Annotated in this window: 12 protein-coding genes; all 12 read left to right on the forward strand. The window is 68.3% G+C overall.

Translation table 11 applies throughout. The features are described 5' to 3' along the window. Nucleotides 1–3: 3 nt before the first annotated feature. The 12 genes from ACSQ2G_RS19675 to ACSQ2G_RS19730 all read left to right on the forward strand — a co-directional run bounded on the left by ACSQ2G_RS19675 (nucleotide 4) and on the right by ACSQ2G_RS19730 (nucleotide 12,017). Nucleotides 4–1,380, forward strand: a complete 1,377-nt coding sequence (locus ACSQ2G_RS19675) for a glutamine synthetase family protein (protein ID WP_436034046.1) — start codon at nucleotides 4–6, stop codon at nucleotides 1,378–1,380. A 92-nt stretch (nucleotides 1,381–1,472) separates the two neighbouring features. Further along, nucleotides 1,473–1,613 (forward strand): hypothetical protein, encoded by a 141-nt coding sequence (locus ACSQ2G_RS19680; protein ID WP_436033769.1) that lies wholly within the window; start codon nucleotides 1,473–1,475, stop codon nucleotides 1,611–1,613. A 31-nt stretch (nucleotides 1,614–1,644) separates the two neighbouring features. After that, nucleotides 1,645–2,745, forward strand: coding sequence for an ABC transporter substrate-binding protein (locus tag ACSQ2G_RS19685; protein ID WP_436033771.1), 1,101 nt, complete (start codon nucleotides 1,645–1,647; stop codon nucleotides 2,743–2,745). Nucleotides 2,746–2,913: 168 nt separating this feature from the next. Further along, nucleotides 2,914–3,804, forward strand: a complete 891-nt coding sequence (locus ACSQ2G_RS19690; RefSeq protein WP_436033773.1) for an ABC transporter permease — start codon at nucleotides 2,914–2,916, stop codon at nucleotides 3,802–3,804. Nucleotides 3,805–3,883: 79 nt separating this feature from the next. Then, nucleotides 3,884–4,735 (forward strand): ABC transporter permease, encoded by an 852-nt coding sequence (locus tag ACSQ2G_RS19695; RefSeq protein WP_436033775.1) that lies wholly within the window; start codon nucleotides 3,884–3,886, stop codon nucleotides 4,733–4,735. Nucleotides 4,736–4,847: 112 nt separating this feature from the next. After that, the gene (locus ACSQ2G_RS19700) at nucleotides 4,848–5,972 is read left to right on the forward strand and encodes an ABC transporter ATP-binding protein (protein ID WP_436033777.1); all 1,125 of its coding nucleotides are present in this window, start codon (nucleotides 4,848–4,850) and stop codon (nucleotides 5,970–5,972) included. Between the two features lie 187 nt (nucleotides 5,973–6,159). After that, nucleotides 6,160–6,912, forward strand: a complete 753-nt coding sequence (locus tag ACSQ2G_RS19705; RefSeq protein WP_436033779.1) for a gamma-glutamyl-gamma-aminobutyrate hydrolase family protein — start codon at nucleotides 6,160–6,162, stop codon at nucleotides 6,910–6,912. Nucleotides 6,913–7,055: 143 nt separating this feature from the next. Beyond that, nucleotides 7,056–8,477, forward strand: a complete 1,422-nt coding sequence (locus ACSQ2G_RS19710) for an aspartate aminotransferase family protein (protein WP_436033781.1) — start codon at nucleotides 7,056–7,058, stop codon at nucleotides 8,475–8,477. Between the two features lie 12 nt (nucleotides 8,478–8,489). After that, complete coding sequence (locus tag ACSQ2G_RS19715) at nucleotides 8,490–8,726, forward strand: hypothetical protein (RefSeq protein ID WP_436033783.1); 237 nt, start codon at nucleotides 8,490–8,492, stop codon at nucleotides 8,724–8,726. Then, nucleotides 8,727–9,143 (forward strand): PIN domain-containing protein, encoded by a 417-nt coding sequence (locus ACSQ2G_RS19720; protein ID WP_436033785.1) that lies wholly within the window; start codon nucleotides 8,727–8,729, stop codon nucleotides 9,141–9,143. A 27-nt stretch (nucleotides 9,144–9,170) separates the two neighbouring features. Then, nucleotides 9,171–10,571 carry a glutamine synthetase family protein gene (locus ACSQ2G_RS19725; RefSeq protein WP_310082401.1) on the forward strand — a complete coding sequence of 467 codons (1,401 nt, stop codon included), beginning with the start codon at nucleotides 9,171–9,173 and terminating at the stop codon, nucleotides 10,569–10,571. Between the two features lie 162 nt (nucleotides 10,572–10,733). Continuing rightward, complete coding sequence (locus tag ACSQ2G_RS19730; protein ID WP_436033786.1) at nucleotides 10,734–12,017, forward strand: NAD(P)/FAD-dependent oxidoreductase; 1,284 nt, start codon at nucleotides 10,734–10,736, stop codon at nucleotides 12,015–12,017. Nucleotides 12,018–12,150: the final 133 nt, after the last annotated feature.

Raw genomic sequence — 12,150 nt, forward strand, 5'->3', positions numbered from 1 at the left:
GGCATGAGCGTCGCCGATCCCCAGGAATGCCGCGACTTCCTCGCCGCGAACCCGCAGGTGAAGTACGTCGACGTGTTCTTCACCAGCATGACCGGCGTGCCACGCGGCAAGCGGCTGCGGGTCCACGAGCTGCAGGCGATCTACGACTACGGCCGCTTCCTGCCCGGCTCGATCCTGGTGGTCGACACCCAAGGGGCCGATTGCGAGGACACCGGCCTGGTCTGGGAGGACGGCGACGCCGACCGCCGGGCGCGGCCGGTCCCCGGCACCCTGACCCAGGCGCCGTGGCTGGGGCCGGACATGGCCCAGGTCATGCTGTCGCTGTACGAGCTGGATGGGACCGCCAACGACCTGGATCCGCGCCACGTGCTGCGGCGGGTGCTGGACCGCTTCGCCGCCGACGGTCTGACGCCGGTCGCCGCTTGCGAGCTGGAATACTACCTGGTCGACCAGCAGCGCGGCCCCAGGGGCGAACTGCTGCCGGCCCGGTCGCTGCAGACCGGCGAGCGGCCGCAGGGCGTCCAAGTCTACGGCCTGCCGGAGCTGGAGGCGATCTCGCCGTTCCTGCGCGAGCTGTGGGACGTCTGCGACGTGCTGGGCGTGCCGCTGGAGGGGGCGATCTCGGAATTCGCCCCGGGCCAGGTGGAGCTGACCCTCAAGCACAAGCCCGACGCCCTGGAAGCGGCCGACGACGCCCTGCGCTACAAGCGGGCCGCCAAGGGCGTGGCCCTGCGCCATGGCTGCGAGGCCACCTTCATGGCCAAGCCCTGGGCCGACCAGGCCGGCAACGGCTTCCACGTCCATGTCAGCTTCAACGACGCGTCGGGCGACAATCGCTGCGCCAGCGACGACCCCGAAGGCTCGGACCTGCTCAGGCACGCGATCGGCGGCATGAAGGCGCTGATGGCCGACTGCATGGCGATTCTGGCCCCCAACGCCAATTCCTATCGCCGCTTCAAGGCCAACAGCTATGCGCCGGTGGCGCCGACCTGGGGCGTCAACAACCGCACGGTGTCCCTTCGCGTGCCCGCCGGCCCGCCGCCGACCCGCCATGTCGAGCACCGCGTGGCCGGGGCCGACGCCAATCCGTACCTGGTGCTGGCCGCGCTGCTGGCCTGCGCCCACCACGGGATCAGCCAGAAGATCGATCCCGGTCCGGCGGTGGTCGGCGACGGCTATGCGGCGGCGGCCAAGGAGAAGGTGCGCCTGCCGACCGACTGGTACGCGGCGGTCAACCTGTTCGAGGCCTCCGACGTGCTGCGCGACTATCTGGGCGAGCGGTTCGTGGAGATGTTCGTCTCGGTCAAGCGCACCGAGCAGGCGCGCTTCGCCGAGGTGGTCACGGCGCTGGATTATGACTGGTATCTGCGCAACGCCTGAGGGTTGCGCTCGAACCAGGACTTGCGTCGGCGTCTGGCCGGCGGTGTGGCGTAGAGTTTTCGAGGGTCGAGGGTCAGATCTAGGATTGGAACATGGAGACGCCGCCGACCCTGCGCACTCGCTTTTTCGCGGTCCTGATCGTCGCGGTCGTCGTCGTCGCCGCCTGGGTTGGACTGACCATCGCCGGCAATATCGGCATCGACGTTTCGCTACCGGACTGGATTTCTCGCTAGGCAAGATCACACGAATTCGAGGGGAGACACCATGAGCACCAACCGCATTCTCGGCACACGCCGCTCGCTGCTGACGGCCATGGGCGCCGCGGCGATCGGCATCAGCTTCACCGCCTGCGGCCAGAAGCCCTCGGGCGAGGCCGCCAAGTCGGCCGGCGGCGAGGAGCCCAAGCTGAACTTCTACAACTGGGACACCTATATCGGCGAGACGACCCTGGCCGACTTCAAGAAGGCCACCGGCGTCGACGTCAATATGAGCCTGTTCGCCACCAACGACGAACTGTTCGCCAAGCTGAAGGCGGGCAACGCCGGCTATGACGTGATCGTGCCGTCCAACGAGTTCGTCAGCCGCATGAGCCAGGCGGGTATGCTGGAGACCCTGGACCACGCCAGGATCCCCAACTTCAAGAACGTCGACCCCGCCTTCCTGAACCCCGACTACGACCCCGGCCGCAGGTTCTCGATGCCCTATACCTGGCTGGTGCTAGGCATCGGCTATCGCAAGAGCAAGGTGAAGGGCGTTCCCGACAGCTGGAAGTACCTGTTCGACAGCGCCGAATATAATGGCCGCATCGCCCTGCTGTCGGAAAGCGCCGACCTGGTGCGCCTGGCCGCCAAGTACCTGGGCCACAGCGTCAACAACATCCCGCCCGAGCTGGTCACCAGGATCGAGCAGATGCTGATCAAGCAGAAGCCCTATGTGAAGGCGTTCCACGACGACAACGGCCAGGACATGCTGCTGGCCGGCGATGTCGACCTGGTGCTGGAGTACAACGGCGACATCGCCCAGGTCATGAAGGAGGACCCCGACCTCGACTTCGTGATCCCCAAGGAAGGCTCGCTGCTGAACTCCGACACCCTGTGCATCCCCAAGGGCGCGCCGCGGCCGGACAACGCCCACAAGTTCATCAACTACCTGCTGGACGCCCAGGCCGGGGCGGCGATCTCCAAGAAGATCCTCTACCCGACCCCCAACGCGGCGGCCAAGGCGCTGATGCCGGCGGACTACAAGGACAACCCGGTGATCTTCCCCCCCGCCGCCCAGCTGGCCAAGTGCGAGTACGGGGCGTTCGAGGGGGCCGAGAAGGCCAGCCTGTACGAGGAAGTCATCACCAAGGTGCGGGCGGCTTAGGGGTTTTAGATCCTCCCCCTGTGGGGGAGGCGACCGCGCAGCGGTCGGTGGGAGGAGTTTCAGGGTCGTCGATCCGGGTCGTGGTCGCGAGCCAAATACTCCCCCCTCCGTCGGCTTCGCCGACACCTCCCCCACAGGGGGAGGATCTAGGAAAGGGGATCAGACGCCATGGAACAGTCCTGGAAACAGGCCAAGTCCGTCTTCGCCACGGCGCTGGCCGCGCCGCTGGTGTGGCTGGTGCTGTTCTTCCTGGTCCCGCTGGCCATCGTCTGGGCCTACAGCTTCGGCCACAACGAGGGCCTGACCCAGATCGCCATCACCGGCACGTTCAAGAACTACGCCCGGGCGATCGAGCCGCTGTACCTGAAGATCTTCCTGAAGTCGGCCGGGGTGGCGGCCCTGACCACCGGCCTGTGCCTGGTGATCGGCTTCCCGGTCGCCCTGGCCATCACCTTCGCCTCGCAGAAGGCCAAGACCTGGCTGCTGCTGCTGATCATGCTGCCGTTCTGGACGAACCTGTTGATCCGCACCTACGCCCTGATCGCCGTGCTGCGCAACGAGGGCTACATCAACAAGTCGCTGGAGGCGGTCTGGACCCTGGCGGCCAAGGTCATGCCGCTGGCGCCGTTCCAGCCGCTGGAGATGATGCACACCAATTTCGCGGTGATCGTCGGCCTGGTCTATGTCCACCTGCCGTTCATGGTGCTGCCGCTGTATTCGGCGCTGGACCGCCTGGACAAGTCGCTGCTGGAGGCCAGCCTCGACCTGGGCGCGGGGCACATGCGCACCCTGTTCAAGGTGGTGGTCCCCTTGGCCCTGCCGGGCATCGCGTCGGGCGTGCTGATCACCTTCATCCCGGCCCTGGGGGCCTACCTGACTCCGGACCTGCTGGGCGGGCCCGACAGCCAGATGATCGCCAACGTCATCGAGCGCCAGTTCAAGCGCGCCAACGACTGGCCGTTCGGCGCGGCCCTGTCGTTCCTGCTGATGTACCTGACGTTCGTGGCGATCGCCGTGCAGGCGCTGGTGAGCAAGGGCCGGAAGGGGGCTGCGGCATGAGCATGTTCGAAGCCGTGCGACGGACGGGGACAGGCACATGTGCCTGTCCCCAATCCCAACCCATCCGCGGGGCCGACCGATGACCCGCAAATCCCCCCCCGGTCCCCTCGAATACCTCCGCCGCTGGCAGATGCAGGCCTGGCTGGCCGCCGTGGGGGTGTTCCTCTACGCGCCGCTGGTCGCCCTGATGGTGTTCAGCTTCAACGACAGCCGGCGCAACATCGTCTGGAAGGGCTTCACGCTCAAATATTACGACAAGGCCTTCAACGACTCGTCGCTGATCGAGGCCTTCGCCAATTCCCTGACCATCGCGGCCCTGTGCACGGTGCTCAGCGTCGCCCTCGGGGCCATGGTCGCCCTGGTGCTGTGGCGGTTCCGCTTTCCGGGCAAGACGGTGCTGGACGGGGCCCTGGCCCTGCCGATCGTGGTGCCCGAGATCTGCATGGGCGTGGCCATGCTGGTGTTCTTCGCCAAGGTCGTGCCCTGGCCCGTGGGCCTGCCCTGGCCGCTGAACCTGGGGGCGATCACCATCGCCCACGTGTCGTTCTCGTTCCCGTTCGTGGCGGTGGTGGTCCGCGCCCGGATGGCCAGCTTCAACCGCGAGATGGAGGAGGCGGCCCGCGACCTGGGGGCCGGCGAGTGGCGGACGATCAAGGACGTGATCCTGCCGCACATGGCCCCCTCGTTGGTGGCCGGGGCGCTGCTGGCCTTCACCCTCAGCCTGGACGACTTCGTGATCACCTTCTTCACCGCCGGCCCTGACACCGTGACCTTCCCCGTGAAGGTCTATTCGATGGTCCGCTTCTCGGTGACGCCCGAGGTCAACGCCGCCTCGACCATCCTGATCGTCCTGACGGTGCTGCTGACGGCGGTGGCGCTGAAGCTGCAGGGGGATCCGGCGGGCGTGGCGGGGCATGGGGACGGCCAATGAGCGGTTTGCTGGGTCGCTTCACCGCTGGGGACAGGCACATGTGCCTGTCCCCGTCCCGCGCACGGGAAGGCCGGATGGAGTTCGCGGCGGTGGATTTTTCGGGGGCGAGGCCATGACCAACCAACCCATCATCACCTTCGAGAACGTCACCAAGCGCTTCGGCAAGATGGTGGCCGTCGATGATGTCTCCCTCTCCATCCAGGAGGGCGAGTTCTTCTCGCTGCTGGGCCCGTCGGGCTGCGGCAAGACCACCTTGCTGCGGATGCTGGCCGGGTTCGAGACGCCGACCGAGGGACGGATCCTGATCGACGGCCAGGACGTCTCGACCGTGCCGCCCAACAAGCGGCCGGTGAACATGGTGTTCCAGTCCTACGCCGTGTTCCCGCACATGAGCGTGGCCGACAACGTCGCCTACGGCCTGAAGGTCGACCGCGTCAGCAAGGCCGAGCGCGACCGGCGGGTGGAGGAAGCGCTGGACCTGGTCCAACTGCACGGCCTGGCCCAGCGCAAGCCCGACCAACTGTCGGGCGGCCAGCGCCAGCGCGTGGCCCTGGCCCGGGCCCTGGTCAAGCGTCCACGCGTGCTGCTGCTGGACGAGCCGCTGTCGGCGCTCGACGCCAAGCTGCGCGACCAGATGCGCACCGAGCTGTCGACCCTGCAGGAGAAGGTCGGCATCACCTTCATCATGGTCACCCACGACCAGGACGAGGCCCTGGCCCTGGCCAGCCGCTGCGCGGTGATGAACCGGGGCCTGCTGCAGCAGGTGGCCGGGCCCAGCGATCTCTACGAGTTCCCCAACAGCCGGTTCGTGGCCGACTTCATCGGCAGCGTGAACCTGTTCGAGGGCGTGCTGGCGGTCGACGAACCCAGCCACGCGGTGGTCAAGTCGCCGGACCTGGATTGCGACATCTTCCTGGACCACGGCGTCACCGGCGCGCGTGGCGGCACGGTCTGGGCGGCCCTGCGACCCGAGAAGATCGAGCTGCACAAGCGCCCCGACGGCGCCGCCCCGCCCAACATGGGCGACTGCCCGGTCGGCCAGAACGCCGTGGCCGGGGTGATCCGCCACGAGGCCTATCTGGGCGGCCAAAGCGTCTATGAGGTCGAGATCCAGAGCGGCCGCCGGATCAAGGTCGTCCGCCAGAACCTGACTCGCTGGGACCAGGAGGACTTCAAGCTGGGCGAGGCGGTGTGGCTGGGCTGGCATGCGTGCTCGCCGGCGGTGTTGCTGTCGTGATCCCTTTCTTCCACCCCTCAAAACGTTGTCATCCCGGAAGCCCCGCAGGGGCTGTCCGGGACCCAGGGGACTGGGCTGATGCCTTGCGGTTCACCTGGGTCCCGGACAAGCGCTTCGCCCGCCCGCCGTCAGGCGGGCCGCTTGCGCGACCCGAGGCCGGGATGACAACGATTGAGGAGGGCGGGCGGTGAGACCCGTCGCCGGCATCATCTGCTGCACCCGCACCGTCGGGGTCGAGCCCGCCCAGGCGGTGATGAACCGCTATGTCGCCAGCGCCATGGCCTACGCCGACGCCGCGGCCCTGCTGGTGCCGTCGATGCCGGACCTGATGAAGGCTTCCGAAGTCGCGTCCCGCCTGGACGGCCTGATGCTGACCGGCAGCCCCTCCAACCTCGACCCGGCCCTCTACGGCCAGGACGTTCCCGACGCCCCGGGCCCCTTCGACGCCGGGCGCGACACCATGACCGCCGACCTGATCGCGGCCATGCTCGACCTGGGCCGGCCGGTGTTCGGGGTCTGCCGCGGCTTCCAGGAGATCAACGTCGCGTTCGGCGGCACGCTGCGGCGTGACATGGCCCAGGCCGGCGAGCTGATCCCCCACCACGCCCCCGACGAGGCCGACTTCGACGGCATGTTCGACCACGAGCACCGCGTCGACCTGACCCCCGGCGGGGTGCTGGCCACCGCGTTCGGCGCCCAGGCCGCGACAGTCAATTCCGTGCACTACCAGGGCGTCGACCGCCTGGGCGCAGGCCTCGCCGTCGAGGCCCGCGCGCCCGACGGCGTGGTCGAGGCGGTGTCGGCGACGGTCAATGGCGCGCCGGTGCTGGCGGTGCAGTGGCATCCCGAATGGAAGACCGAGCGCAACCCGCAGAGCCAGGCGTTCTTCCAGCTGTTCGGCCGGGCGCTGCGGGGCGAGGGCCTGCGCCCTCCCGCGTGACCCTCTCGACCGCTCGTCCCGGCGAAAGCAGGGCCCAAGCCGACCCGGCGGCGAGCATCCGGGCGAGACAACAAGCGCCGCTTAGGTCCCGGCTTTCGCCGGGATGAGCGGAGATAAGAAGAAGCTCAGGAGTACCCGCAGTCATGATCCCGATCCGCAACCACGACATCGCCGAGCTCAAGCGCCTGGACCTGGCCCATCACCTGCCGGCCCAGAGCGACTACAAGCTGCAGCAGCAGCTGGGCGGCAGCCGGATCATCACCCGGGCCGACGGCGTCTACATCCATGACGGCGAGGGGCACCAGATCCTGGACGGCATGGCCGGCCTGTGGTGCGTCAATGTCGGCTACGGCCGCGAGGAGCTGGCCCAGGCCGCCTACGACCAGATGCTGGAGCTGCCCTACTACAACACCTTCTTCAAGACCGCGACGCCGCCGCCCGTGAAGCTGGCCGCCAAGATCGCCGAGAAGATGGGCGGCCATCTGACCCACGTCTTCTACAATTCGTCGGGGTCGGAGGCGAACGACACGGTCTTCCGCCTGGCCCGCCACTACTGGAAGCTCAAAGGGGAGCCCAGCCGCACGGCCTTCATCAGCCGCTGGAACGCCTATCACGGCTCGACCGTGGCCGGGGTCTCGCTGGGCGGCATGAAGCACATGCATGTGCAGGGCGACCTGCCGATCCCCGGCGTGCACCACGTCATGCAGCCCTATCCGTTCGGCGACGGCTTCGGCGAGGATCCCGCCGCCTTCCGCGACCGGGCGGTGCAGGCCATCGAGGACAAGATCCTGGAGGTCGGTCCAGAGAATGTCGCGGCCTTCATCGGCGAGCCGGTGCAGGGGGCGGGCGGAGTGATCATCCCGCCGGACGGCTACTGGCCGGCGGTCGAGGCCCTGTGCCGCAAGTACGGGATCCTGCTGGTCTGCGACGAGGTGATCTGCGGCTTCGGGCGCCTGGGCCAGTGGTTCGGCCACCAGCACTACGGGATCAAGCCCGACATGATCGCCATGGCCAAGGGGCTGTCGTCGGGCTACCTGCCGATCAGCGCCGTGGGCGTGGCCGACCACATCGTCGCCGAGCTGCGCGAGAAGGGCGGCGACTTCATCCACGGCTTCACCTATTCCGGCCACCCGACCGCCGCCGCCGTGGCGCTGAAGAACATCGAGATCATCGAGCGCGAGGGCCTGGTCGAACGCACCCGCGACGACACCGGGCCCTATCTCGCCAAGGCCCTGGCCACGCTGAACGACCACCCGCTGGTCGGCGAGACCCGCTCGCTGGGCCTGATCGGCGCGGTCGAGATCGTGCGCGAGAAGGGGACCAACCACCGCTTCCTCGACAAGGAAGGCGAGGCCGGGCCGATCGTGCGCGACCTGTGCATCGCCAACGGTCTGATGGTCCGCGCCATCCGCGACAGCATCGTCTGCTGCCCGCCCCTGATCATCACCCACGGGCAGATCGATGAGTTGGTGGGGATCATCCGGAAGTCGCTGGACGAGGCGGAGCCGGTGCTGCGGGCGTTGAAGCCGGAGGCGGGAGGCATCCACTCCCCTGTGAAAATGTGATACTGTGAAACCATGAAAAACATCACAGTCACCGTAGACGATGAAACCTATCGGCGAGCCCGCATCAAGGCCGCCGAAAAGGACACGTCCGTCTCCGCAATGGTTCGCCAGTTCCTGGCGGATGTGGCTCAGGGCGAGAGCGAGTTTGAGCGCCTTAGGGCGCTTGAGACAGCCCTGCGCGAGGAGATTTCCGGTTTCAGCGCCGGTGACCGGCTGCCCCGCGACGAGCTCTATGAGCGTCGCCGCTAGATGCCCGTCTTCTTCGACACCAACATCCTGCTCTACGCCGTCAGCAATGTGGCGGCCGAGGCTGAGAAGCGTGACTGCGCGGTTGCGTTGCTGGGGCGAAGGGATGGTGTCCTGTCGGTTCAGGTCCTCCAGGAATTCTTCGTCCAGGCGACCCGGCCTTCAAAGGCGAACCGTCTGACCGAGGACCAGGCGGTCCGAGCGATCGAGACCTGGACCCGCTTCACCGTCCAGGACAACACGCTGGCGATCCTTCGAGCGGCCCTGATGATCAAGGCCGCCCATCGCTTCTCCTATTGGGATAGCGCGATCATCGCCGCCGCCCGAGCCGCCAACTGCATGGAGCTTTACACCGAGGATCTTTCGCACGGCCAACTCGTCGACGGCCTTCGCATCATCAATCCTTTCCAGTCCGCTTAGACTTCCACAAGCGCGAGGAGCGCCCCCGTGAAGTACAAAGAAAAGAAATCCAAGCCCGCCCCCAAGACGACCCGCGGGGTCGCGTCGCTGGACGACGCCAAGGACTGGTTCGCGCGGCAGAACATCGAGGAGATCGAGTGCGTCGTGCCCGACCTGGCTGGGGTGGCGCGGGGCAAGATCATGCCGGTGCGCAAGTTCCTGGGCGCGCCGTCGATGAACCTGCCGCTGGCGGTGTTCTACCAGACCATCACCGGCGACTTCCCCGAGTTCGAGGGGGCGGTGAACGCCGTGCAGTCCGACACCGACATCTTCCTGACCCCGGACCTGGCCACCCTGGCCGTGGTGCCCTGGGCCCAAGACCCGACCGCCCAGGTGATCCACGACGCCTTCCACCCCGACGGCCGGCCGGTCGAGGAGAGCCCGCGCCAGGTGCTGCGCCGGGTGATGGCCCTCTATCGCGAGAAGGGCTGGGACCCGGTGGTGGCCCCGGAGATCGAGTTCTACCTGGTCGAGAAGAACACCGACCCCGACTATCCGCTGAAGCCGCCGATCGGACGGTCGGGCCGGCCCGAGACCGGCCGCCAGGGCTATTCGATCGCCGCGGTCAACGAGTTCGACGCCCTGTTCGAGGACATGTACGAATACTCCGAGCGCCAGGGCCTGGAGATCGACACCCTGATCCACGAGAGCGGCGTGGCCCAGATGGAGATCAACCTGCGGCACGGTAATCCGCTGGAGCTGGCCGACCAGGTGTTCATGTTCAAGCGCACCATCCGCGAGGTGGCGCTGGAGCACGAGATCTACGCCACCTTCATGGCCAAGCCGATGGCCGCCGAGCCCGGCAGCGCCATGCACATCCACCAGTCGATCCTGGGGCCGGACGGGGCGAACCTGTTCTCCGATCCCAAGACCGGCGAGGCCACCCCTCTGTTCTACGCCTTCATCGCCGGCCAGCAGCGCTACCTGCCGGCGATCATGGCGATCCTGGCGCCTTACGTGAACAGCTACCGGCGGATCGCCCGCGACAGCGGCGCGCCGGTCAACACGCAGTGGGGCTACGACAACCGCACCTGCGGCCTGCGGGTGCCGCCGTCCGATCCCGCCAACCGGCGGCTGGAGAACCGCATCCCTTCGTCGGACGCCAACCCCTACCTGGCCATCGCCGCGGTGCTGGCCACCGGCTATCTGGGCATGCTCGGAAACCTGACCCCGACCGCCCCTGTCGACACCGACGCCAGCGCCCGGGGCATCGAGTTGCCGCGCAGCCTGCTGGAGTCGGTAGCCCTGTTCGAGGACGCCAAGCCCCTGGTCGAGATCCTGGGCGCCACCTTCTGCGCCGCCTACGCCACGGTAAAGGAGGCCGAGTACGAGACCTTCATGCGCACCATCAGCCCGTGGGAGCGGGAGTTCCTGCTGCTGAATGTGTAGCGCTCACCTTCTCCCAGAGGGAGAAGGAGGGGCCCGCGCGAAGCGTGGGAGGATGAGGGGTCACGCCGTTGGCCGGAGTGCCGGCACGCCGTCGAACTCACCACCCCCTCACCCTCCCACCGCTCCGCGGCGGGCCCCTCCCTCTCCCCATGGGAGAGGGTCGTGAACACCGGCCACCCCGCCACCTCCTGGTACGCGGCCACCGCCACGCCCTTCCCGCAACTCCCCGCCCTGAGCGACCACCTCCGCGCCGACGTCTGCGTGATCGGCGCGGGCTACACCGGCCTCGGCGCGGCGCTGGAACTGGCGACGCGGGGCGTCCGCGTCGTCGTCCTCGAAGCCGCCCAGGTCGGGTCCGGCGGGTCGGGGCGCAACGGCGGCCAGGTCCATACGGGCCAGCGCAACGACCAGGCCTGGCTGGAGAAGACCCTGGGCCGCGACCCCGCCCTGGCCCTGTGGCGGATGAGCCAGGACGCCCGCGCCCACCTGCTGGCCCTGATCGCCGAGCACGACATCGCCTGCGACTTCCGCCCCGGCATGATCCACGCCCGCCACCGCAAGGGCGGCGAGGCGCAGGACGCGGCCCATGTCGCGTTCATGCGCGACCGCTACGGCTACGACCAGCTAGCCCTGGTCGACGCGGCGGACTTGGCCGACGAGCTGGGAACCGACGTCTATCACGGCGGCCTGGTCGACCGGGGCGGCGGCCACCTGCACCCGCTGAACCTGGCCCTGGGCATGGCCCGGGCGACGATGACGGCGGGGGCCGTGATCTTCGAGCACAGCCGCGCCACCGCCTGGCGACGCGAGGGCGGGGCGATCGTCGTAGACACGCCACAGGGCAGGGTGACCTGCGACCAGCTGATCCTGACCGGCGACGGCTACCTGGACGCGGTGGCCGGCGGCGCGGCCCGGGCCCGGGTGATGCCGATCAACAACTTCCTGCTGGCCACCGAACCGCTAGGGCAGAGGGCCGAGACCATCATCCGCTCCGGCGCCGCCGTCGCCGACAGCCGCTTCGTGATCAACTACTTCCGCAAGAGCCCCGACGGCCGGCTGATCTTCGGCGGCGGCGAGAACTACCGGCCGGGCTTCCCGCCCGACCTGAAGGCCTTCGTGCGCCGCCACATGCTGAAGGTCTATCCGGACCTGGCCGAGGTCGAGGTGACCCACGCCTGGGGCGGAACCCTGGGCATCACCGTCCACCGCGCCCCGTTCGTCCGCGAACTGGCCCCCGGCGTGCGGATCGCCGCCGGCTATTCGGGCCATGGGGTGATGCTGGCGCCCTGGTTCGGCAAGCTGCTGGCCGACGCGGCCCTGGGCGCGGGGGAGGGGGTCGAGTTACTGGCGAAACTGCCGACCCCGTCGTTCCCCGGCGGACGCCTGCTGAGGTGGCCGCTGACCGTGGCGGGGCTGAGCTGGTACGCGCTGCGGGACCGGATTTGAGGGCCCTCCCCCTATGGGGGAGGCGGCCCGTAGGGCCGGTGGGGGGAGTTTGCGATACTGGCCGTGAGCTGGATCGAGCGTCCTATCACTCCCCCCACCGGTCGCTTCGCGACCACCTCCCCCACAGGGGGAG

The organism is Caulobacter sp. LjRoot300 (genome assembly GCF_964253875.1).
Lineage (GTDB): Bacteria > Pseudomonadota > Alphaproteobacteria > Caulobacterales > Caulobacteraceae > Caulobacter.

Excerpts from the sequence above, each read along its gene's own strand:
- ACSQ2G_RS19710 (WP_436033781.1), top strand. The coding sequence starts at position 7,056 with ATGATCCCGATCCGCAACCACGACATCGCCGAGCTCAAGCGCCTGGAC.
- ACSQ2G_RS19675 (WP_436034046.1), top strand. The coding sequence starts at position 4 with ATGAGCGTCGCCGATCCCCAGGAATGCCGCGACTTCCTCGCCGCGAAC.
- ACSQ2G_RS19715 (WP_436033783.1), top strand. The coding sequence starts at position 8,490 with ATGAAAAACATCACAGTCACCGTAGACGATGAAACCTATCGGCGAGCC.
- ACSQ2G_RS19680 (WP_436033769.1), top strand. The coding sequence starts at position 1,473 with ATGGAGACGCCGCCGACCCTGCGCACTCGCTTTTTCGCGGTCCTGATC.
- ACSQ2G_RS19685 (WP_436033771.1), top strand. The coding sequence starts at position 1,645 with ATGAGCACCAACCGCATTCTCGGCACACGCCGCTCGCTGCTGACGGCC.
- ACSQ2G_RS19720 (WP_436033785.1), top strand. The coding sequence starts at position 8,727 with ATGCCCGTCTTCTTCGACACCAACATCCTGCTCTACGCCGTCAGCAAT.
- ACSQ2G_RS19695 (WP_436033775.1), top strand. The coding sequence starts at position 3,884 with ATGACCCGCAAATCCCCCCCCGGTCCCCTCGAATACCTCCGCCGCTGG.
- ACSQ2G_RS19690 (WP_436033773.1), top strand. The coding sequence starts at position 2,914 with ATGGAACAGTCCTGGAAACAGGCCAAGTCCGTCTTCGCCACGGCGCTG.
- ACSQ2G_RS19700 (WP_436033777.1), top strand. The coding sequence starts at position 4,848 with ATGACCAACCAACCCATCATCACCTTCGAGAACGTCACCAAGCGCTTC.